This is a genomic window from Methylocapsa aurea (assembly GCF_000746085.1).
Classification (GTDB): Bacteria; Pseudomonadota; Alphaproteobacteria; order Rhizobiales; family Beijerinckiaceae; genus Methylocapsa; species Methylocapsa aurea.
The window spans coordinates 156,514-176,150 of sequence record NZ_JQKO01000005.1 but is presented as its reverse complement, the minus strand read 5'-3'; the positions used below and the strand labels follow the sequence as shown (position 1 = coordinate 176,150).

At 60.3% G+C, this 19,637-nt stretch carries 22 protein-coding genes and 1 riboswitch; of the genes, 12 read left to right on the top strand and 10 right to left on the bottom strand.

Translation table 11 applies throughout. The annotated features are described in order from the left end of the window. Positions 1 to 220: 220 nt before the first annotated feature. Both DL86_RS05280 and DL86_RS05275 read right to left on the bottom strand, forming a co-directional pair. Positions 221 to 532, bottom strand: a complete 312-nt coding sequence (locus DL86_RS05280; protein ID WP_036258956.1) for a septal ring lytic transglycosylase RlpA family protein — start codon at positions 530 to 532, stop codon at positions 221 to 223. Between the two features lie 294 nt (positions 533 to 826). Next, positions 827 to 1,741 (bottom strand): DMT family transporter, encoded by a 915-nt coding sequence (locus DL86_RS05275; protein WP_036258954.1) that lies wholly within the window; start codon positions 1,739 to 1,741, stop codon positions 827 to 829. Between the two features lie 241 nt (positions 1,742 to 1,982). Here DL86_RS05275 and DL86_RS05270 point away from each other — a divergent pair, with 241 nt between their 5' ends. The 8 genes from DL86_RS05270 (at position 1,983) to DL86_RS05235 (ending at position 7,243) form a co-directional block, all read left to right on the top strand. Further along, positions 1,983 to 2,561 (top strand): Spy/CpxP family protein refolding chaperone, encoded by a 579-nt coding sequence (locus tag DL86_RS05270; protein ID WP_156964488.1) that lies wholly within the window; start codon positions 1,983 to 1,985, stop codon positions 2,559 to 2,561. A gap of 110 nt (positions 2,562 to 2,671) precedes the next feature. Further along, positions 2,672 to 2,830, top strand: a complete 159-nt coding sequence (locus DL86_RS19135; RefSeq protein ID WP_036258952.1) for a DUF3309 family protein — start codon at positions 2,672 to 2,674, stop codon at positions 2,828 to 2,830. Between the two features lie 161 nt (positions 2,831 to 2,991). Then, a complete protein-coding gene (locus DL86_RS05260; RefSeq protein ID WP_036258950.1) occupies positions 2,992 to 3,405 on the top strand; it encodes a hypothetical protein in 414 nt (137 codons plus the stop codon). A 4-nt stretch (positions 3,406 to 3,409) separates the two neighbouring features. Then, entirely contained in the window at positions 3,410 to 3,769 is a 360-nt protein-coding gene (locus DL86_RS05255; RefSeq protein ID WP_036258948.1) for a c-type cytochrome, read from the top strand. Between the two features lie 496 nt (positions 3,770 to 4,265). Then, positions 4,266 to 5,387, top strand: a complete 1,122-nt coding sequence (locus tag DL86_RS05250; protein ID WP_036258946.1) for a glycosyltransferase family 4 protein — start codon at positions 4,266 to 4,268, stop codon at positions 5,385 to 5,387. A 360-nt stretch (positions 5,388 to 5,747) separates the two neighbouring features. Next, on the top strand, positions 5,748 to 6,008 hold the full coding sequence (locus DL86_RS05245) for a hypothetical protein (protein WP_036258944.1): 261 nt from the start codon (positions 5,748 to 5,750) through the stop codon (positions 6,006 to 6,008). 195 nt (positions 6,009 to 6,203) lie between these two features. After that, entirely contained in the window at positions 6,204 to 6,695 is a 492-nt protein-coding gene (locus tag DL86_RS05240; RefSeq protein ID WP_162180396.1) for a lipocalin-like domain-containing protein, read from the top strand. A 68-nt stretch (positions 6,696 to 6,763) separates the two neighbouring features. Continuing rightward, entirely contained in the window at positions 6,764 to 7,243 is a 480-nt protein-coding gene (locus DL86_RS05235; RefSeq protein WP_036258940.1) for a ferritin-like domain-containing protein, read from the top strand. Between the two features lie 16 nt (positions 7,244 to 7,259). On the opposite strand, the gene DL86_RS05230 is transcribed toward DL86_RS05235, so the two are convergent. The 3 genes from DL86_RS05230 to DL86_RS05220 are packed head-to-tail and all read right to left on the bottom strand — an operon-like array spanning position 7,260 to position 9,165. Further along, complete coding sequence (locus DL86_RS05230) at positions 7,260 to 7,931, bottom strand: phosphoribosyltransferase (RefSeq protein WP_036258937.1); 672 nt, start codon at positions 7,929 to 7,931, stop codon at positions 7,260 to 7,262. 45 nt (positions 7,932 to 7,976) lie between these two features. Further along, the gene (locus DL86_RS05225) at positions 7,977 to 8,684 is read right to left on the bottom strand and encodes a dienelactone hydrolase family protein (RefSeq protein ID WP_245276250.1); all 708 of its coding nucleotides are present in this window, start codon (positions 8,682 to 8,684) and stop codon (positions 7,977 to 7,979) included. A 43-nt stretch (positions 8,685 to 8,727) separates the two neighbouring features. After that, positions 8,728 to 9,165 (bottom strand): universal stress protein, encoded by a 438-nt coding sequence (locus DL86_RS05220; RefSeq protein WP_036258934.1) that lies wholly within the window; start codon positions 9,163 to 9,165, stop codon positions 8,728 to 8,730. Positions 9,166 to 9,455: 290 nt separating this feature from the next. Between DL86_RS05220 and gloB the strand changes: the two genes are divergently transcribed. Both gloB and DL86_RS05210 read left to right on the top strand, forming a co-directional pair. Next, positions 9,456 to 10,226 carry a hydroxyacylglutathione hydrolase gene (gloB, locus tag DL86_RS05215; protein WP_036258932.1) on the top strand — a complete coding sequence of 257 codons (771 nt, stop codon included), beginning with the start codon at positions 9,456 to 9,458 and terminating at the stop codon, positions 10,224 to 10,226. A gap of 41 nt (positions 10,227 to 10,267) precedes the next feature. Next, entirely contained in the window at positions 10,268 to 10,726 is a 459-nt protein-coding gene (locus DL86_RS05210; protein ID WP_036258931.1) for a cupin domain-containing protein, read from the top strand. Positions 10,727 to 10,877: 151 nt separating this feature from the next. On the opposite strand, the gene phaR is transcribed toward DL86_RS05210, so the two are convergent. After that, entirely contained in the window at positions 10,878 to 11,474 is a 597-nt protein-coding gene (gene phaR, locus DL86_RS05205) for a polyhydroxyalkanoate synthesis repressor PhaR (protein WP_036258928.1), read from the bottom strand. Between the two features lie 455 nt (positions 11,475 to 11,929). Between phaR and DL86_RS05200 the strand changes: the two genes are divergently transcribed. Further along, complete coding sequence (locus tag DL86_RS05200) at positions 11,930 to 13,105, top strand: acetyl-CoA C-acetyltransferase (protein WP_036258927.1); 1,176 nt, start codon at positions 11,930 to 11,932, stop codon at positions 13,103 to 13,105. Positions 13,106 to 13,332: 227 nt separating this feature from the next. Then, the gene (phbB, locus tag DL86_RS05195) at positions 13,333 to 14,058 is read left to right on the top strand and encodes an acetoacetyl-CoA reductase (RefSeq protein WP_036258924.1); all 726 of its coding nucleotides are present in this window, start codon (positions 13,333 to 13,335) and stop codon (positions 14,056 to 14,058) included. Between the two features lie 85 nt (positions 14,059 to 14,143). Here phbB and DL86_RS05190 read toward each other — a convergent pair whose 3' ends face one another. From DL86_RS05190 to DL86_RS05175, 4 genes are all read right to left on the bottom strand, one after another. After that, positions 14,144 to 15,001, bottom strand: coding sequence for an oxygenase MpaB family protein (locus DL86_RS05190; protein WP_051952730.1), 858 nt, complete (start codon positions 14,999 to 15,001; stop codon positions 14,144 to 14,146). A gap of 25 nt (positions 15,002 to 15,026) precedes the next feature. Further along, on the bottom strand, positions 15,027 to 15,515 hold the full coding sequence (locus DL86_RS05185) for an acyl-CoA thioesterase (protein WP_036258922.1): 489 nt from the start codon (positions 15,513 to 15,515) through the stop codon (positions 15,027 to 15,029). 216 nt (positions 15,516 to 15,731) lie between these two features. Continuing rightward, positions 15,732 to 17,564, bottom strand: coding sequence for a phosphomethylpyrimidine synthase ThiC (gene thiC, locus DL86_RS05180; RefSeq protein ID WP_036258919.1), 1,833 nt, complete (start codon positions 17,562 to 17,564; stop codon positions 15,732 to 15,734). A 75-nt stretch (positions 17,565 to 17,639) separates the two neighbouring features. Continuing rightward, a riboswitch (TPP riboswitch) is annotated at positions 17,640 to 17,739 on the bottom strand. 142 nt (positions 17,740 to 17,881) lie between these two features. After that, positions 17,882 to 19,612 (bottom strand): AAA family ATPase, encoded by a 1,731-nt coding sequence (locus DL86_RS05175; RefSeq protein ID WP_245276248.1) that lies wholly within the window; start codon positions 19,610 to 19,612, stop codon positions 17,882 to 17,884. Positions 19,613 to 19,637 lie beyond the last annotated feature (25 nt).

Genomic DNA, 19,637 nt, shown 5'->3' with positions numbered 1-19,637 from the left:
GGTTGTGGAATTGGCGAATTTGACGGCTTTTTCAGCCAGCCTCTGGCCGCATGTGGGGCGGACTCCGCGGCGCCATTCTGTCAACTCTCCGTCGCCGGCCTGGAGCTGATTTTTTTGGCGGCGAGGTTGCGCAGCGGCGAGATGACGCAGCTTTCTCGGAAGCCCTTGCGGCCGGCGGGAGCTGGATCGTCCCGCGCGGCCAATCCACAGAGTTTCAGCGTCAATTCGAGACCGTCTCCATCGTCACTTTGACGACGCCGGCGCGGCGAAATCCGAGCGCCTCGGCGGCGCTGGTCGAAACATCGACGATCCGCCCCGCAATAAAGGGTCCCCGGTCATTGACGACGAGCACCACCGAACGGCGGTTCGAGAGATTGGTGACGCGCACATGAGTTCCGAAAGGAAGCGATCGATGCGCGCAAGTCATGTGGCCCCGCGCGCCATAGTACGACGCCTTGCCGCTCCAGCTTTGAGCCTGCGCCGCCGCCGATGAAATAAGAACGGCGATAAATGTTATGATAAGCGTCTTCAATATTCATGCTCCATGACAAGGCACATATCCGGCAATAGCGCCGAATAGCTTTGTCATTGCATGGCTTATGTGATCCAAAAATGGCCATATACATGCTGATATGGGGCAGCTAAACTTACTTTATATATGCAGTAGTAGCCTATAAGTCTATTTTGTCATAAAGTTGTGACCTTAACAGCTTATGTAAGCGTGAAGTTCAAGGCGGCTGGACGGAAGGTCTTTCGTCGCGCCGAGATCAAGCCAAGCCAAGCCAAGCCAAGCCAAGCCAAGCCAAGCCAAGCCAAGCCGGCGGCGTCAGGAATTGAGCAGCGCGCCGACGCCGGCGACGATCATCGCCATGCCGATCGCTTCGCGCGCCGTGGTTCCCTGCTTGAACAGGCGCCGCGTGACGATTTGCGCGAAAATCACCTCGACGAGCCCGAGCGTGCGCACCCGCGCGGCCGTGTCGATGGCGAGGGCCAGGAACCAGAATTGCGAAGCCAGCGCGCCCATGAAGCCCGCGAAAAGCGAGGGCCGCCAGGCGGCGAGCACCGATCTCAGCAAGCCCCTGTCGAAGAGTGCGAGATGGACGAGGATCAGCGCCGATTGGATGATGAGGCCGGCGACGAGGATGGTTGACGCAGCGACCAGAAAATTCGGGCTGTGAAGGGCGAGAATGCCAGCGCGAAAGCCGACTGCCGACAGAGCGAAACAGGAGGCCGCGCCAAGGCCGAGCAAGGCCGGCCGCCAATCGGCGAACGCTCCGGGTCCGGGCGCTTTCGCCGATCCTTTCGGCCAGGACAGGATCATCACGCCGGCGGTCGAAACGAGGATCGAAAGCGCGGCCGGACCGGTGAGCCTATCCCCGAGAAAGACCAGGCCGAAGAGGGCGACCTGAACGGGCTCGGTCTTGGTATAGGCGATCGTTGCGACGAAGGACCGTTCCCGCATGGCCGCGAGCATCAGTCCGGTCGCGAGAATCTGGGCCAGCGCGCCGACGCCGGTCCAGGCGAGAGCCGTTGGATCGATCGGAGGCGGCGGCGCGCGCCCCGCTATCGAGGTCGCGGCCAAAAACCCGAGCGCAAAGGGCAGGCCGAAGAGAAAGCGGACATAGGTCGCGCCGGCGGCGCCGAGGGCCTGAATGAGGTCGCGCTGCATCGCATTGCGGAGAGTCTGCGCGCCGGCCGCCGTGATGGTGAAAAGGATCCAGAGCCAGGAGGGAGCGACCATGGACGAGCTGTAGAGCTCTTTCCGATCCGATGGAATGCGCCCGCATCCCGCGCCTTTGCCTTCCGCGGCTTGAACTCGAGAGTCGGGACGAGGCGAACGGAATCCCTCTGATTTTTCAGGAGTGGCGATTGAATAATGAACCGGCGACCCAGCCGCGCGTTAGCCACGCGGCGCAACGGTCCGCCTGTCGACCTTATTGGACGAGAAATGCGGAACGCCGCGAAGAGTCAGGGAGGAGATCATGCGGAAAGGGTTCGCATCCAGCCTTGCGACCATAGGGATGGCGGCTGCCATTGTTCTTCCTTCGGCCTATGCCGCTCATGGCCGGAGCCATCGGCCTGAAGCGCCTCCTCTCTCCGTCGGCCAAAGCGTCGACCGGGCCGACGCCCGAATCGCCAATCTCAAGGCGAGCCTTCGCCTTACGGACGAGCAGGCCAAGCATTGGCCCGGTCTTGAATCTGTGCTGCACGATATCGCCGTCAACCGAGCCAAGACCTTCGCCAGCGAGCGCGGCCTTCAAACCGGCCGCGCCTCCAGCGTTTCATCGGCCGCTGCGGCTCGTCCGGCCATCGAGGATGAAGACGTTGCTGCTCGCTCAGGGCGGGACGCGAACGGCGCGGTCCAGGCGGACGACATCGCAGCGATGCGCCGCGAGGCCGACGCCCTGGCGACGCAGTCCGCCAATCTGCGGCAAATCTCCGACGCGGCCCAGCCCCTCTACGACTTGCTAGACGACCGCCAACGCAAGCGGTTCGTGCAGTTCGTGCAGGACGACCTGCCGGCGAGCGACATCAACGATAGGCCTCGCCGGGGTCGCTGACCACGGCCGGCTCCAAATCGAATCGATCCCGGGCGCCGTGTCGGAGCCGAGTTTCGTTCGGTCCCCGCTTGCCGCCTCGTGGCCATATTTATCAAAAAAGGAGAGCGAATATGTCGCTTGGAACCATTCTCATCGTCATTTTGATTCTGATGCTGATCGGCGTCATTCCGACCTGGCCCCATAGCACCGCATGGGGTTATGGACCCTCGGGCGCGCTCGGAACGATTTTGATCGTGGTGCTCATTCTTGTCCTCTTAGGCAAGCTCTGAGCAATCCGTCCTCCCGCGATTTCCTGGCCGCCGGATTGCTCCAGGTCAAAAGGGCGCGTATTCCCTTGGACTAGCTTTCGCCTTATCCCTTGGGCGGTAGGCGGTCCCAGGCGCGCGAACGCTCCTGGAATTGGCGGTGGTTAGGATTGGAAAGAATAATTATGACAGAGCATAATCACGCGGCGGTCTGGATCGACCACCGCGAGGCGCGCGTATTTCATTTCAATGCGGAGGAGGTCGACGCCACGGTCATTCATCCGCATGGCAAGCATCTTCATATTCATCACCGGACGGATGCGATCGGCAGCGGCGATGCAGTGGAGGACCAAGCCTTCCTCCAGGACGTCGTGAAAGCTATTGGCGGATCGAAGGCTGTGCTGATCACCGGGCCGGGCATGGCGAAAACGGCCCTTGTCAAGCATATCGCGCGGCGCGATCCGAAGATGATGGAGGCCATCGCCGGCGTCGAGACCGTCGATCATCCAACCGACGGCGCGCTGGTCGCTCATGCGCGGGCCTATTTCAAGGCGGCGGACCGGCTTTCGCCACAGGCGCCGCCAAGCGCTGGGAGGTGATGCGATGGTCGATCGTCGACCGCTTGCGGCGCTCTGCTTCTGTCTTGGGGCGTCGCTCTCCCCTTGCCTCGCGGCGGCGCTCTCCCGGGCGCCTGCTGCGGCTCAGTCGATCGAGCCGGCGGAGGGCCGCCGGCTCGCCGAAAACGTCTGCAGCGCTTGCCATGAGATCGAACCAGGCGAGACGGAAGGCTCCCCGAACAAGGATGCGCCGAGCTTCGCCGCAATCGCGGGCATGTCGTCAACCAATGAGCTTTCTCTGAAGGTCTTCTTGCGCTCGTCGCATGGGAAAATGCCCAATCTCATCTTGAGCGCGCCGGAGACCGATGCGGTCATCGCTTATATTTTGAGCCTTTCTGGCAAATGAGACGCTTCGCCGGCGCGGCCGCGCCGTTCCGAGCCCGGACGCCGATCGATTGAACGGGGCGACGCGATCTGGTATTTTTCGCGCCGCTTGAAGTCCGCGCCCGGCGATCCTCTTGCGCCAAACGGCGCTGCATTCGGTTAGAGCATTTTCGAGCGAAGTGGATGCCGGTTCGCGTTAAGAAAATGCGGCAAAACAAAGACCTAGAGCTGCTTTCTGATTCCGCCGGAACCGAAAGCGCTCTAGTGGACCTGATAGAGCCCCGTCATATTAAGGGGACGGCGGTCTGCGTGCGGAAAATCCGACATAAAGGAGGTCTAGAGCTTGCTGGCTTGTCTCAATCGGAGGCAGCCGCGGCGAGCGGGCAGCCTTGGCGATCCATCAGCGCTTGTCGATCTTCGACCGATTTGATCGGCTTAAGATGGGGCTTGCTGCGGCTCCCGGCCGCGACGGCCGCCTTCGATTGAGGGCGAGATTTCCACGAGTCAGGGAACACGATATGAACGACGTCCAAAGGATCGACATTGCCGTGGCGGGAAAGTTCCACGCTTACCATCTGGCGTCCGAATTCGCCGCGCTTTCTCGTCTGGGCGATCTCTATTCCGTTCACAGAAAGCTCGATCCGCCAGATCACGTCTCCAAGAAGGCGTTCCATAATCGCTTCGATCTCGCCGTTTGGGCGGCTCTCTCCCGGTATATTCCGGTGGGATATACGGATGAGCGCAGATTCGAGGTCTTCGACGATTGGCTGGCGAAGCGCCTGGCGAAGAAGACGCCGGGAATCCTGCATTCCTGGAACGGCAGCAGCTACTCGACATTCAAGAAACTCAAGGGGTCCGGCTGGCGCCTATGCGTCGAGCGCTCCTGTCCGCATAATCAGTTTCAATATGATCTGCTGCTGGAAGAGGGCAAGGCGCTCGGCATTCCGCATGAGCAGGACATGCGCGCGCTCGCACGCAACATAGAAGAGCTTCACCTCGCCGATGTCATCGTTGCGCCTTCGACCTTCAGCGCCAGTTCCTACACGGAACCGGAATTGATCCGGAAAGTGCGCGTCAACCCGCTTGGCGGCAACGTCAAATATCTCGAGCGGCCGACCAAGGCGCCTGGGGCGAAGGCGGGCTTCAAGGTCTTGATGGTCGGCAATAGCTTCCTGCGAAAAGGGATCCACTATCTTGTCGAAGCCTTTAAGCTCATCGACGATCCAAATGCCGAGCTATGGATTCGCGGCGACGTGCCCGACGCCTATCGAAAGCGGATTCAGGATCCGCGCATCACGGTCATTCCGCCGGTCCTGCCCAATCGGTTGAAGGAGCTCTATCAGACGGCCGATGTCTTCGTTCAGCCCTCGATCGACGAGGGGTTCGGCATGACCGTGTTCGAGGCTCTCGGCTATGGCCTGCCGCTTGTGATTACCGAGAATGTTGGGGCGCGGGACCTGCTGTCGCGGGACGTCGCCGTCACCGTCCCGATTCGCGATCCAAACGCCATCGCGGCCGCCATTGAAGCCGCGCGGCATCTGCCGGGACCGGAATTCGACGCGGCCCGGAAGTCGATTATCGAGAAAAATACCTGGAGCGCATGCGCCCAAAGAATGATCGATGGCGTCTACGCGAATTAGAGCGCTTTCCGATCGAATGGGGTCATTCGATCGATTAGAAATCGCTCAAGTTTTAAAGTCTGAGCATATTCTCATTGAATAGATCGACCAATCTGTTTGGAATATGCCTCGAGCGGGATACGAAAAAGTGGACTCCGGTTTTTCGCCTCAAATCCCGCTCTCTTCTCAACAATAGATCACGATGCTTTTGGATGTTTTCATCTAAAAGCATCGTGATCTAGCGCGCGATCCCGCAAAGGTTCAGCCTTGCCCGGCGTGGGGCGAAGGCGTAGTCTATGCAATAACAGAGCGTCATTCTGAGCGCGCCAGCGATGGCGCCTTATGATCCATTCGCGGCCGGACATGTGCGGGAGCGTGGCTATGAGATTGAAGCTCGTCTTTTTCGCCATCGCGCTTTCGGGCCCTTTGGCCTCCGGCTTGGCTCAGGCCCAGTTCATGGGCCGCCCGGGCGTTCCCGATCCGGTCCCGCCGCCGCCTGGCGGCGCTTGGACGAGCCAGAACAAAGGGCCGCCGTACAACCCCAAGTGCGAGCCATTGTGCCCGAATGATTTCAGCCCCTGTGATCCGATCTATTTCAAGACCGAAGACGGCCGGTGCGACGGCATAGGCGGGTTTCGCTAGAGCGCTTCCCGATCAGATGGAGTCATCTGATTGAAGAAGTCGATCAGAACATGCTCCAGAATATTTTTCGAGCGAAGTGGAAACCGGGTCGCGTCAAGAAGATACTATAAAAGCTAGAGTTGCTTTCAGCTTCCCCGAGAGCGCTCTGGCGTGATGGGAATCCGCGCGGAGGATCGAGTCCCTATGGAAACGTCCATGAAAGCAAAACTGAAAGCAGCGCTGATCGCCTTTCTTGCAACTGGCGTTCTTGGAATTCAGTCTCCGGCCTATGCCCTCACGCCCAACGACATTGTCGGAACGTGGAAAATTGTTTCCTACGTTCACGAGGCCGCCGGCAAGACGGAACATCCCTTGGGCGAGCACCCAAGCGGCTATCTTGTCATAGGCGGCGATCATCGCTGCACGCAGATCGTGGTCGGGCAAGGCCGCAAGCCAGCGCAAGACGACGAGGGCTACGCCAATCTGGTGAAGAGCATGATCAGCTATTCGGCGCCCTTCACCTATGAGGATCATGCCGACGGCTTGAAGATCACGCTTCGCCCCGATGTTTCCTGGAACCCGGCGATGACCGGCGCCAGCATCATTCGCTTCGTTTCGCTGGAGGGCGATCGCCTGACGGTGAAGGGCCCGCAGGGTCCGGCGGGAGCGGTCACCGTAAAGTTCGAAAGAACGAAGCAAGAGCGCTGATCGCCGAATGCAAAGCCTTCGGCGCGCTCCGGCTCGTTTCGCCAATTTCGCCACAAGAGGGGTATGACATGCGATCCGTCGAGGAGTTTCTCGCCTATGCCGTGAAGCTCGAGGAGGAAGCGGCGATCCGATTCGGGGAGCTGGCCGATGCGATGCAGACTTGCGGCAATAGCGAAGTCGGAAAGCTGTTTCGGCGCCTTTCGGATTATTCCAGGCTGCATCTTGCGGACGCGCGGTCTCGGTCGGCCTTTCGCGATGTCCCTGACTTGAAGCCGCAGGCGTTCGAATGGCCGGACTTCGAGAGTCCGGAATCGGCCGCGATCTGGGCTGCCGATCCGTTCATCGGTCGCGAACAGGCGCTGGAAATCGCGCGTGACGCCGAGCAGGCCAGCCTCGATTATTACGCGAAAATTCTCGAGGCCACCGACGATCCGGAAATCCAGCTTCTCGCGCAGGAATTCGTCGAGGAGGAGACCGGGCATGTCGCCGAACTCGAAAAATGGATCGCCGCGCACAAGGCCGGCGCGCCGCTCCCAGTCAATCGGTAAACCCTTCCGCGCAGACTCAATGCGAACGAGCCGCCTCATCCGGCCCGCGTTCGGAAAAGCGGGCTAGAAGATCGATCACTTCCTGGTCGGTCGTCTGTCGGAAATCGTCATAAAAATAGCCGATGGCGCCGAAGATTTCATATTCCTCAAGGCATAGGACCTCATCGGCTTCCTCCCGCATGGCCTCGATCGTATCTGTCGGGCCAACAGGCACGGCGAGCACGAGCTTCTTCGGCTGGCGCATGCGCATCGCCTGCAAGGCGGCGCGCGTCGTCGCGCCCGTCGCGACGCCATCGTCGACGACGATGACGAGGCGTCCCTTGACGTCGATCCGTTCGCGTCCGCCGAAATAGCGCCGCCGCCGCCGCTCGATTTCGGCAAACTCCCGATCGCGAACGGCGTCAAATTCAGCCTCGTCCACGCCGGCTAATCGAATCACATCCTCATTGCGCACGATCCTTGGCGAGTCGCCATCGACGACTGCGCCCATGGCCAATTCAGGTTGCGACGGGACGCCGATCTTGCGGACGAGAATGAGGTCCAGAGGCGCGTCGAGCGCCGCGGCGACTTCCGCCGCGACGGGAACGCCGCCGCGCGGCAGGGCGAGGATCACCGGCGCCTGGTCCTTGTAGCTTGCAAGGGCCGCGGCCAGCTTGCGTCCCGCGTCCACCCGGTTCCTGAAACTCATTTTGGCCTCCTGGCGATTTTTCGCGCCGAGGTTCCACGGGCGGTTTCAATCCGGCGCGCGCGCGTGGAGATAGCGTTGAAACCAATGCGCGGCGTGATCGATCACCGCCTCCAGCGCTCCTGGCTCTGGAAACAGGTGGCTGGCGCCGGGGACAATTTCCAGCGCTTTGGGTCCGCGCAGCCGAGCGAAGGCTTGTTCATTGAGATCGATCACGACGAAATCGGCGCCGCCCACGATCAAGAGCGTCGGCGTGTGGACGCGATCGAGCGCCTCGCCTGCAAGGTCGGGTCGCCCCCCGCGCGAAACAATCGCGCCGACGCGATCGCCGAGCCGCGCCGCCGCGACCAGCGCCGCGGCCGCTCCCGTGCTGGCGCCAAAGAGGCCGAGGCGAAGGTCTTGTGCATCCGGCTCGCGGCCAAGCCAATCGAGCGCCTCGACGATTCGTCCGGCCAAGAGCGGAATGTTGAAGACATTGGTGCGGTCGGCCTCCTCTTCAACGGTCAGAAGATCGAACAGGAGCGTCGCCATGCCCTGCGCGTTCAGCGCCTGTGCGACCGCCATGTTGCGCGGACTGAGACGGCTGGAGCCGCTGCCATGCGCGAAGACGACAAGCGCCGCGGCGCCCTTTGGAATGCACAAGGCGCCAGCAAGGCCGAGGGGCGGGATGCAGACGGCGCGCGGCTCCGCCGCGCGATCGCGAGTCCCGGCGGCTTCAAAAGGGCCGGGCCGCGTTGCGGATGGTCCGCGATCCATCGGCATCCCTCCAGATCAATCGCTTTGCTTCTGCCTGCCCAAATCAGCGATAGACGAGGACCGGAATCGTGCTGTGGGTGAGCACCTTGACGGTTTCGCTGCCGAGCACGATGGCGGAAATCCCCCGCCGTCCGTGCGAGGCCATGACGATCAGGTCGCAATGCTGGTTATTCGCGGTTTCGATGATCGCCTCATAGGGACTGTCATGCTCCAAATAAAGCACGTCGCAGCTCACGCCCTCCGCCAATGCCGCGGCCTTCACCTGATCGAGGCATTTGCTCGCGAAGTTCACCATATGCTTCATATAATCTTCCGGCGTTTCCGTAACGATTTCCGGCTCCAGCATGAAAAGTTGGCTCGGCGTGATGATCGTGACGCTCGTGACCTTGGCCTTCACCGCTTTGGCCAATTGGATGCCATGCTGAACGGCGTTCTTGGATAGATCGGAGCCGTCGGTGGGAAGGAGAATGTTTTTATACATGAGAGATGGGCTCCGATCGTTGCGGTACTGCCTTATCTAAATACGCCATGGGCGCCGCAAAGGTTTGATTTCCCTCAAATCACATAAGAGAGAAGCGGTTTGACCCGGCGGGCTGACTTGATTACAGCATGATGCCGAAAGTGGAAACCGGTTTTCGGACGACATCATGCTCTAACTCTTTGATGAGAGGCGGATTTAAGACTCTGGACGAGATCGCGTTGCGATTCCGTCCAAAATCATCCGGCTCTAGAGGATTTTGCAACGCTGGGCGGCGCAAGGGAAACCAGGCCATGGCCGTTTCTATTCATCAATTCCTGTGCCTTAAGGACAATTTTGGGGTCCTCGTTCACGATCCGCGCACGGGCGCTACAGCAGCGATCGACGCGCCCGAGGCGGCGCCGATCTTGGCGGCGCTGGCGGCGAAGGATTGGGAGCTGAGCGATATTCTGATCACCCATCACCATGCCGATCATGTGCAGGGAATCGCCGGGCTCAAGCGGACGTTTCCTCATGCCCGGGTGGTCGGACCGCGCAAGGAGGCAGTTGCGATCGGCGGCCTCGACATTGCCGTCAGCGAAGGCGACCGCGTCGCGATCGGCGCGCTCGAGGGGCGGGTCATCGAGGTTCCGGGGCACACCTCGGGGCATGTCGCCTATTGGTTCGAGGAAGAAGAAATTGCTTTTTCCGGCGATACTTTATTCGCCATGGGCTGCGGCCGCGGTTTCGAGGAGCCGGCGGCGGTTTTGTACAGGTCCTTGATGAAGCTCGCAGCGCTCCCGCCGCAAACGAAGATCTATTGCGGCCATGAGTATACGATGGCGAACGCCCGTTTCGCTTTGACCATCGATCCCGACAACGCGACGTTGAAAAAACGCGCGCAGGAGGTCGCGGATCTGCGCGCCGCCGACGCATTCACGCTTCCAACGACGATTGCGATCGAACTCGAAACCAATCCCTTCCTTCGCGCCGGCGACCCCGAGGTCCAGGCCGCGATCGGCATGCGCGGCGCCGATCCCGCCGCGGTTTTCGCCGCGTTGCGGGAACGCAAGAACAGAGCTTGAACCCATCCAAGAGCGTGAAAGAGCGGGAGGCTTGGTCAACGATGCCGATCACTCATTCGGGCGGAGCAATCGCCGCCGAAATCATTCATTTGCTCGACCTGCGGCCGCATCCTGAGGGCGGTTTCTTCCGTGAAACCTTCCGCGATGACGCGCAAACGGCGGCGGGCCGCGCCGCCTCGACGCTGATCTATTTTCTTCTCGAAGCCGGCCAGGTTTCGCATTGGCACAAGGTCGACGCCGCGGAGGTCTGGCATTTTTACGCTGGCGCGCCTCTGGAGATCATGGCGTCGCGTGACGGCGCCGAGGCCAGCGCGCATCGGCTCGGTGCCGATCTTTTCGCGGGGGAGCGGCCGCAGTTCGTTGTTCCAGCCCATTGGTGGCAGAACGCCCGCAGTCTTGGAGATTGGACGCTTGTCGGCTGCACCGTCGCGCCTGGTTTCGCGTTTTCGGGCTTCGAGCTTGCGCCGCCAGGCTGGCGGCCAGGTCCGCCCGGTGGTTAGGCGGGCAGCCCGGACATAAATCACGATGCTTTTAGATGGAAACATCCAAAAGCATGAAACGTAATCTATTGTTGAGAAGAGAGCGGGATTTGACGCGAAAAACCGGATTCCACTTTTTCGCATCCCGCTTTAGCGACGCGAGAGCGCCGATTCACTCCTTTGACGCGATGCCCTCGATCCGCTTCTGCAACTCGTCGAGCTGGCGCTTCATTTCCTCAATGTCGCTCTTGGCCGTAGGCTCCGTTGGCTCCTCGGCGGGTTTTTCAGCCGTCGGCGCCGCTGGAGGCGCAAAAGGGCTGAACATGGCGAGGGCCTGGTTGAACAGGGCCATGTTCTTGCGGGTCTGCTCCTCAATCGAGCCGAAAACCGGCCCCGCCAAAGGGGCGCCGAAACCGCCGGCGACTTTGTCGCGGAACTTGCCTTGCTCGCTTGTCAGCTTGTCCATTGTGAATTCGAGATAGCTCGGCACCAGCATCTGCATGCTGTCGCCATAGAAGCGGATGATCTGGCGCAAGAATGTTATGGGCAAAAGACTCTGGCCAACCTTGCCTTCCTGTTCGAAAATGATTTGGGTCAGCACCGAATGGGTGATGTCGTCGCCGCTCTTGGCGTCGAAAACGACGAAATCCTCGCCTTTCTTGACCATGACGGCGAGATCCTCGAGCGTGACATAGGCGCTTGTGCCGGTGTTGTAGAGGCGCCGGTTGGCGTATTTCTTGATCGTGATCGGTTGTTTTTCATTGGCCATGGTCGATTGCCCGCCTGGAGGAAGTCATCTCGGAACCCAGTGGATCTTGCTCGACCCAGAAACTCGATCCACAAAATCAAAACGTGGCCGTCAAGCCTCATCTATCGCAAGAATGCACCCCCCAAGAATGCACCCCCTAGGAACGAATCCGCAAGGCGCCATCGCGGGGAGCTTGGCCGCTGAACCGTCTTGCGCTTGTCACGAAATCGCTCCATCGCTTTGCCTCGCCGTTCGCCGCCGTGAAACGGCGCTAGCCCGCCGCCTTACCGTTTGTTCAGGATAAGCGCTTTATTTCGAAGCGAAAACCAATTTCGAGCGCCAATTCACGCCCCGGCGATGCTCCACGCGTCATTTGTATGGAGCGCCGGGCTCGCGAACGCCATCTGTAGTGTGTTAACGTTGGAAACCATGCCGGGGAAGCCCCGCCCCAGGCCCGCACCCAAGGAGGAATCCCTATGTCACGTGAGATCGTAATCGTGAGCGCGGCGCGCACTGCCGTTGGATCTTTCAACGGAGCCTTTGCCGCGACGCCTGCGCACGAGCTTGGCGCCGCCGCGATCAAGGCTGCGCTCGATCGCGCCAAAATCGATGCCGCCGACGTGGACGAAGTCATCCTGGGCCAGGTGCTAACCGCTGGCCAGGGCCAGAATCCGGCGCGCCAGGCGGCGATAAAGGCGGGCATTCCCCAAGAAAAGACGGCCTTTGGCCTGAACCAGGTCTGCGGCTCGGGGCTCCGCGCCGTGGCCTTGGCCGCGCAGCAGATCGCAACCGGCGACGCGGAGATCGTCGTCGCCGGCGGACAGGAGAGCATGTCGCAGTCGCAGCACGGCGCCTATCTGCGCTCCGGCGTCAAGATGGGCGATCTGAAATTCGTCGACACCATGCTGCGCGATGGCCTGACCGACGTCTTCAATGGCTACCATATGGGCCAGACCGCCGAAAACGTCGCGGCGAAATGGCAGATCACCCGCGATGAGCAGGACCGCTTCGCGCTCGCCTCGCAAAACAAGGCCGAGGCGGCGCAGAAGGAGGGGCGGTTCAAGGAGGAGATTGCGCCCTTCACGGTCACCAGCCGGAAAGGCGACGTGGTCATCGATGCCGATGAATATATCCGGCTCGGCGCGACGCTGGACGGGCTGGCCAAATTGAAGCCGGCCTTTGCTAAGGATGGCACGGTCACGGCGGGAAACGCGTCCGGCATCAATGACGGCGGCGCGGCCCTCGTGCTGATGAGCGCCAAGGACGCCGCGGCGCGCGGATTGACGCCGCTCGCGCGCATCGCCTCCTGGGCGAGCGCCGGCGTCGACCCGGCCCTCATGGGCTCTGGACCTATCCCGGCGTCGCGCAAGGCCCTCGAAAAGGCCGGCTGGAAGGTCAAAGACCTCGACCTCGTCGAGGCGAACGAAGCTTTTGCGGCGCAGGCCCTGGCGGTCAATAAGGACATGGGGTGGGACCCAGCCATCGTGAACGTCAATGGCGGCGCGATCGCAATCGGACATCCGATCGGCGCCTCCGGCGCGCGGGTCCTCATCACCCTTCTCCATGAAATGCAGCGCCGCGGCGCCAAGAAGGGCTTGGCGACGCTTTGCATCGGCGGCGGAATGGGCATCGCGTTGACCGTTGAACGGTGAGAGTGCGAACGGCGCGCCCGCCAATCAGACCGGCGCGCCGACCGCAAAGGCGCTTTCTGCAAAGTGAAAATCTGTTTGCAGTCAGAAAATGCGATAGATCAAGAATTGAAAGCTCCTTCATGTCATGGAGGAACTGGCGGCCAGCAAGCTGTCGCGCGGGCGTCATGGCTGCCTGAGGCGCGACGGAAGCGGGCGCCGCGGCGGCGGGATTTTGGAGGGTTACGCAAATGGCTCGGGTAGCGGTAGTGAGCGGCGGTTCGCGCGGGATAGGCGCCGCCATCAGCAAGGGATTGCACGCGGCCGGATATAAGGTCGCGGCGACCTACGCTGGCAATGACGAAGCGGCGGCGAATTTCAAGGCGGAGACAGGCATCCCCGTCTATAAATGGGATGTTTCAAACTATAAGGAATGCGCCGAAGGCCTCAAGAAAGTTGGCGACGACCTTGGCCCGATCGAAATCCTGATCAACAACGCCGGGATCACCCGCGACACCATGTTCCACAAAATGACCCCGGAACAATGGTTTGATGTGATCAACACGAATCTGAATTCGCTTTTCAACATGACGCGCCCGGTGATCGAGGGGATGCGCGAACGCGGGTTCGGCCGCATCGTCAATATTTCGTCGATCAATGGCCAAAAAGGCCAGATGGGCCAGACCAATTACACGGCGTCGAAGGCCGGGGATATCGGCTTCACCAAGTCGCTCGCCCAGGAAAACGCCGGCAAGGGAATAACCGTCAATGCAGTTTGCCCCGGCTATATCGCAACCGATATGGTCAAGGCGGTGCCAAAAGAGGTGCTGGAGAAATCCGTCCTGCCGCTCATTCCGCTGCGGCGGCTGGGGGAGCCCGAGGAAGTCGCCCGCGTCGTGGTCTTTCTTGTCGCGGAGGAGTCGGGCTTCATCACCGGCTCGACTCTCAGCGTCAATGGCGGCCAATATATGATTTGATTTTTGGTTGCGGGCGCAAGGGCCAGCGCGCCCCTGCGTCCCGTCGCGTGAAGTCGCGTTCGGCCGCTCGATCAGATGGCCGTGGTTAACGCGGCGGCTTGAATGTGCCGAGTTCTTCGATCTCATATCCTTCCGGATAGGTCTTCGACCCCTTCATCGGTGGTTTGGCGGATTTGTTCGGGGGCGTCAGCCGCAGGATCCTGCGGCGAAACTCCATGAGCAAGGCCACAAAGCCGCGCAGCATGTGCGATGGAGGCGGAAAGCCGAGCGCGTCGACAAGATGCGGCTCGCAGAACGCCATCACGAGCCGATGCCCGGCCGGCCGAAGAAACGCCGGCACATGCGAGCCTGACAGCACGACATTCATGGAGGCCTTGGCGATTTTGGCGTTGGCCTTCGAACGCGCGTAACGCGTTCTCTCGAAATCCTTCGAAAAATCGCGAAAGCGCTCCAGCGTAGGAAAAATATCCGCGATCCCCATGCGTTCTCCGAACGCGCGCCAGAAGACGAACCAATCCTGCGTTTCCTCGTTGGTCAATGGCCTGCGGCCATATTTCGCGACCCAGTCGATCGGCGAAAAGATGAAGGTCGAGAGCACGTAGAGAAAATCGTCGTTCCTGATCGCATAGCGCCCGTGCATGTCGTTCAGCCGCGCGTAGGCGCGTTTCGCCCGCGGCGAATCGAGGCCATTGTTCAGGATTTCGCTGATGATCAAAACGGTGTCGTCGTAGCGCTTGCGCGGCCGCCCTACCGTTTCATTGGTATAGTCGAGCAGCGCGGAAATGGACGGAACCGCATAGGTGCGCAGCAGCGCGAATTCGAGCGACTTGTTGATGTCCCAAGGGAAATCCACCTGGTAAAGACGCCTGGCCGTCGCCTCGGCCTTGCAAAGGGCGTCGGCGTTTTCCGCGCACGGCGAATTGATCCCAGCATGATCGACCATCCGCGCTGGCTCCAATGAGGCGATCTCAATCCGGGATGCCGACGTGCAGCGATTTATTTCGCTCCATGATCTCGTTGCGCATTTCCTTGCGCATTTTCCCCGCCTCGAAGAGCCGCCGTTCGACCTCGGTCTCGATTTCGAGAGGCGGGACGATGCAGGGGCTGCCGTCCTCCTTCCGGGCGACCATGGTAAAATAGCATGAATTGGTATGGCGGATGTCTTGGGTGGTCAGGTTCTCGGCGATCACCTTAATGCCGATCTCCATCGAGGTCCTGCCGACGTAATTGACATTGGCCTTGAAGGTCACCAGCTCGCCGACCTTGATCGGCTGCTTGAAGATCACCTGGTCGAGCGACGCCGTCACCACGTAGTTTTTGCAATATCGCGCGGCGCAGGCGTAGGCCACCTGATCGAGCAGCTTCAAGATGACGCCGCCATGGACGTGGCCGGAAAAATTGGACATGTCGGGGGTCATGAGAAAGGTCATGAACAGCGACTTTTCTTGTTTGCTCATGGAAGTTTGCTCGCAACTCGCGGCCAGGGCCAAGACAAGGATCCGATCGCGGCCTGCCGGCTCGGCTAGAGCTTATACCACAAAACGAAGCCGCCGAACAAAAGCGGCCGCTGATTCTGCCGGCAAGCTGGCATAAGCGTCACGCTTCCTACATGGGCCTCGGTCTGGCTTGGCTGGCGCATCGTAGCCGCCGAGGGGAGCGGCGAAACGTCTGCCTCACACGTAAAGCCTCCCGCCCTTCTCCAAAAATTCCGCGCTTTTCTCCGCCATCCCTTTGTCGCGTTCGGCCATCGCCAAAACCTCCTCGCGGATGTCCTGGGTGATCTTCATCGAGCAGAATTGCGGCCCGCACATGGAGCAGAAATGCGCGGTCTTATGCGCTTCCTTCGGCAGGGTCTCGTCATGGAACAGCTTGGCCGTCTCGGGGTCGAGCCCGAGATTGAACTGATCCTGCCAGCGGAAATCGAACCGCGCCCGCGAGACGGCGTCGTCCCTGATCTGCGCCGCCGGATGGCCCTTGGCGAGATCCCCCGCATGGGCGGCGATGCGATAGGTGATGACCCCAACCTTCACGTCGTCGCGGTCGGGCAGGCCGAGATGCTCCTTCGGCGTCACATAGCAGAGCATGGCGCAGCCGAACCAGCCGATCATCGCCGCGCCTATCCCTGATGTGATGTGATCATAGCCCGGCGCGATATCGGTCGTCAGCGGCCCGAGCGTATAGAAGGGCGCCTCGTCGCATTCTTTAAGCTGCTTTTCCATATTGATCTTGATCTTATGCATCGGCACATGGCCGGGGCCTTCGATCATCACTTGGCAACCGTTGGCCCAGGCGATCTTGGTCAGTTCCCCCAGCGTCTCCAGCTCGGCGAATTGCGCCCTGTCATTGGCGTCGGCGATCGAGCCGGGGCGCAGGCCGTCGCCCAAGGAGAAGGAGACGTCATAGGCCCGCATGATGTCGCAGATCTCGTCGAAGCGCTCGTAGAGAAAGCTTTCCTTGTGATGGGCGAGGCACCAGCGCGCCATGATCGAGCCGCCGCGCGAGACGATGCCGGTGGTGCGCTTGGCGGTCAGCGGCACATGGGCGAGGCGCACGCCGGCGTGGATGGTGAAATAATCGACGCCCTGCTCGGCCTGTTCGATCAAAGTGTCGCGGAAAACCTCGAAGCTGAGCTTGGTCGGATCGCCATCGACCTTTTCGAGCGCCTGATAGATCGGCACGGTGCCGATCGGAACCGGCGCATTTCGCAGGATCCAGTCGCGGATATTGTGGATATTGCGCCCCGTGGAGAGGTCCATCACCGTGTCGGCGCCCCAGCGGATCGCCCAGACCATTTTCTCGACCTCTTCGGCGACCGAGGAGGTCACCGCCGAATTGCCGATATTGGCGTTGACCTTCACCAGAAAATTGCGGCCAATGATCATCGGCTCCAGTTCGGGATGATTGATGTTGGCGGGGATGATCGCGCGGCCCCTGGCGATTTCATCGCGCACGAATTCCGGCGTGACGAAAGCGGGAATCGAGGCGCCGAAACTCTCGCCGTCCGCGATCCGCCCCTCGGCCCCCTCGACCATTTGTTCGCGGCCGAGATTTTCCCGCGCGGCGGCGAAAATCATTTCCTCCGTGACGATCCCGGCGCGGGCGAATTCATATTGGGTGACGAGGGCGCCATCGCGGGCCTTGCGCGGCGCGGCGTTGGCCGGACAGGGCGGCACGAGGCGGTCGGGCGCAACAAGCCCATTGTCCTCGGGCCGCACGGCGCGGCCGGCATAGACGTCGAGGCCTTGCCGCGCCTTGAGCCAGGGCTCGCGAATGCGGGGAAGCCCGGCCGAGAGATCGATGGCGACGCCGGCCTGCGTATAGGGCCCCGAGGCGTCATAGACCCGCACCGGCGGCTCATGGGCGGAGGGGTCGAGCGCGATTTCGCGGAACGGCACGGCAATGTCGGCCCGGCCTTGGGGGTGATGATAGACCTTTTGCGAGCCGGGGAGGGGGCCGGTCGTGACGCTTTGCGGAACGAGGGTTTCGGGTCTGTCCTGGATGTTCATCGCGCAATCCTCCGCTCGATCCGGCGCTTTTTGGCAGGGAGCAGGGGCGGGGAGGCGAAAACGGGAATAAGAGTCTGGTTTCCGCTGTGCCGGTCCCTGCGCTGGCATTACCCAGATTCAGGTTCAATGGGTGTGATCTCAGCCGCCGTTTCCGGCAGCACCCCAAGGCGAACGGGTAACATAGGGCGGGGCGGAGGATTGAGCAGGCGGGGGGGGGCGGTGGGGGTGAATTTTGGCGGAGTCGCACCAGAGGAGCAGCCCTTCCGAACGGAGGCAGATGAAGGATTAACTGCTGGAACAGGGAAATGAGGTGCATTTCACTGTGGCTGAACAGCCGGGACGCAATCGCGAATGGCTTTGATCAGCGCAGGATGCTTTTTATTGATCAAGACCCTCGTGAGCCAATTCTCGAAATCAATCTTCTTCGACCTTTTCAGGTGCGTGGCAGCCAGCGCTACAAGACCTTTGTTGTCGTAGTTCGCAAGAAGTTTTGGAAGATCGCCGTCGTGCAATGCCTCTTGAATACGGGCTTCGGCTCTCCGAGCGATGTCCGCAATATCAAGCGCGGCTGTATGACGGACGTATTCTGCCGTAATATCGGCAACGTTGCTGGAATTACCAAGATCGATTTTCTTTAAAAGCCCATCGATCCTGCGTCTGCAATATCGTGTAACTACCGCATCGATGGCTTCCGGTGAATTCAGAGTCTTGAAAATTGCCGCCTTCAAGGCGTCCAAGCGACTTTCGAGATCAGCTCCTTGGTAGCCTTCGATCTCAGCAATGGCTCTGCTTACCGTCGGCAGAAGGATGATGTTTTCGATCTCAGAAACCGGCAAAACCACAATACCTAGTTCCCCTAGATACGAAACGTCATCAGCCTCATAAGCATCGGCATCCACGATCCCCGAGCAAGTTACGCGGGTAAGCTCCTGGTTGCGCCTCATCGTCACAACAGAGTGGATAACCTCCTCGCAAGATCCCCGAGGAATAACGGTCCAGTCCGAAAAGCAGCACCGATAGATAGCCAGATCGAGGCTGGTCTCAGTCCCCTCGGTGAAGAGAATAGGCCGCCGACTGCCGAGGATAAGAGTTGTGACTTCCTCGTCAAACCCGGTGTTTTCCGGAACTACTTCTATATTCCAATGAGGAGCGGGGTCGTAGGAACGGATAACGAACTTCTGGGCTACGCGAGAAGCGGCAAATTCCAGGTCGTGGGTGATGAAGACGAAGGCGCAGTCCTGGCGAGCGGCTTCCAGTTCGTCCCAGAGCTTCGCCATAATCGAACGGTGTACGTGGAGTTCGGGCTCGTCGAAAATTAGAAGCGAATTCTCAGCAGCGGCAAGCGTCTGGCCAATCATATAGAAGATCGCACGCTCGCCGTCGCTCATTTCGGACGCCTTGTAACGCATTCCCGAACCTTGAACGCTGACCTGAATGTCGTCCCCCGAAATATGGAGTTTACGATGTGGCAGCAGGCGATCCCAAATCTCGACGAGACGCTCGAATTTTGTGGGATTCGCCAGCATGAGGTTGCATGCACCACCCTGCTTTTCTAGGGCCTTTTTCGCCTGATCAGTGATGAGTGTCTCAACAAAGCCAGGGTCGCGAACTTTTTGGTGCGTTTCCAGCGACCTGTTGGCCTGATCGGCGAATAGCGCCTGAATTAGGAAGTCGAAGTCGTTAAGGAGCGTAGTGGCCATATTGCGGTGCCATCGGCTACCGGCTCGATGGCCAACGCTGGCGCCTTCGCCGGCATAGCCGGTCCTTAAGCCGGACAGCGCTACCCGCTCGCTGGTTTTGGCGATACTTGGATTAAGCGTCAGCGCTCGGTGTGCCGAGATACGGTGAGCATTCAGCTCAAAGCCAACCTCAATAAGAACGGCAAGCCTAGTTTTTCCCCCTCCGTTAGCGCCCACAAAAATCACGGACGATCCAGGCTGAACACTGATCTCGGTTTGGTCGCCTGGGCTCGGAATCGAAAAAATAAATGGCGTATTTTGTTTGGTTTCATCTAATATGTTTGGTTTCATTAATAAATTTCCGCTCAATGTCGCACCATGGAATACGTTATAT

Excerpts from the sequence above, each read along its gene's own strand:
- DL86_RS05275 (WP_036258954.1), bottom strand. The coding sequence starts at position 1,741 with ATGGTCGCTCCCTCCTGGCTCTGGATCCTTTTCACCATCACGGCGGCC.
- DL86_RS05270 (WP_156964488.1), top strand. The coding sequence starts at position 1,983 with ATGCGGAAAGGGTTCGCATCCAGCCTTGCGACCATAGGGATGGCGGCT.
- DL86_RS19135 (WP_036258952.1), top strand. The coding sequence starts at position 2,672 with ATGTCGCTTGGAACCATTCTCATCGTCATTTTGATTCTGATGCTGATC.
- DL86_RS05260 (WP_036258950.1), top strand. The coding sequence starts at position 2,992 with ATGACAGAGCATAATCACGCGGCGGTCTGGATCGACCACCGCGAGGCG.
- DL86_RS05255 (WP_036258948.1), top strand. The coding sequence starts at position 3,410 with ATGGTCGATCGTCGACCGCTTGCGGCGCTCTGCTTCTGTCTTGGGGCG.
- DL86_RS05250 (WP_036258946.1), top strand. The coding sequence starts at position 4,266 with ATGAACGACGTCCAAAGGATCGACATTGCCGTGGCGGGAAAGTTCCAC.
- DL86_RS05245 (WP_036258944.1), top strand. The coding sequence starts at position 5,748 with ATGAGATTGAAGCTCGTCTTTTTCGCCATCGCGCTTTCGGGCCCTTTG.
- DL86_RS05240 (WP_162180396.1), top strand. The coding sequence starts at position 6,204 with ATGAAAGCAAAACTGAAAGCAGCGCTGATCGCCTTTCTTGCAACTGGC.
- DL86_RS05235 (WP_036258940.1), top strand. The coding sequence starts at position 6,764 with ATGCGATCCGTCGAGGAGTTTCTCGCCTATGCCGTGAAGCTCGAGGAG.
- DL86_RS05230 (WP_036258937.1), bottom strand. The coding sequence starts at position 7,931 with ATGAGTTTCAGGAACCGGGTGGACGCGGGACGCAAGCTGGCCGCGGCC.
- DL86_RS05225 (WP_245276250.1), bottom strand. The coding sequence starts at position 8,684 with ATGGATCGCGGACCATCCGCAACGCGGCCCGGCCCTTTTGAAGCCGCC.
- DL86_RS05220 (WP_036258934.1), bottom strand. The coding sequence starts at position 9,165 with ATGTATAAAAACATTCTCCTTCCCACCGACGGCTCCGATCTATCCAAG.
- gloB (WP_036258932.1), top strand. The coding sequence starts at position 9,456 with ATGGCCGTTTCTATTCATCAATTCCTGTGCCTTAAGGACAATTTTGGG.
- DL86_RS05210 (WP_036258931.1), top strand. The coding sequence starts at position 10,268 with ATGCCGATCACTCATTCGGGCGGAGCAATCGCCGCCGAAATCATTCAT.
- phaR (WP_036258928.1), bottom strand. The coding sequence starts at position 11,474 with ATGGCCAATGAAAAACAACCGATCACGATCAAGAAATACGCCAACCGG.
- DL86_RS05200 (WP_036258927.1), top strand. The coding sequence starts at position 11,930 with ATGTCACGTGAGATCGTAATCGTGAGCGCGGCGCGCACTGCCGTTGGA.
- phbB (WP_036258924.1), top strand. The coding sequence starts at position 13,333 with ATGGCTCGGGTAGCGGTAGTGAGCGGCGGTTCGCGCGGGATAGGCGCC.
- DL86_RS05190 (WP_051952730.1), bottom strand. The coding sequence starts at position 15,001 with ATGGTCGATCATGCTGGGATCAATTCGCCGTGCGCGGAAAACGCCGAC.
- DL86_RS05185 (WP_036258922.1), bottom strand. The coding sequence starts at position 15,515 with ATGAGCAAACAAGAAAAGTCGCTGTTCATGACCTTTCTCATGACCCCC.
- thiC (WP_036258919.1), bottom strand. The coding sequence starts at position 17,564 with ATGAACATCCAGGACAGACCCGAAACCCTCGTTCCGCAAAGCGTCACG.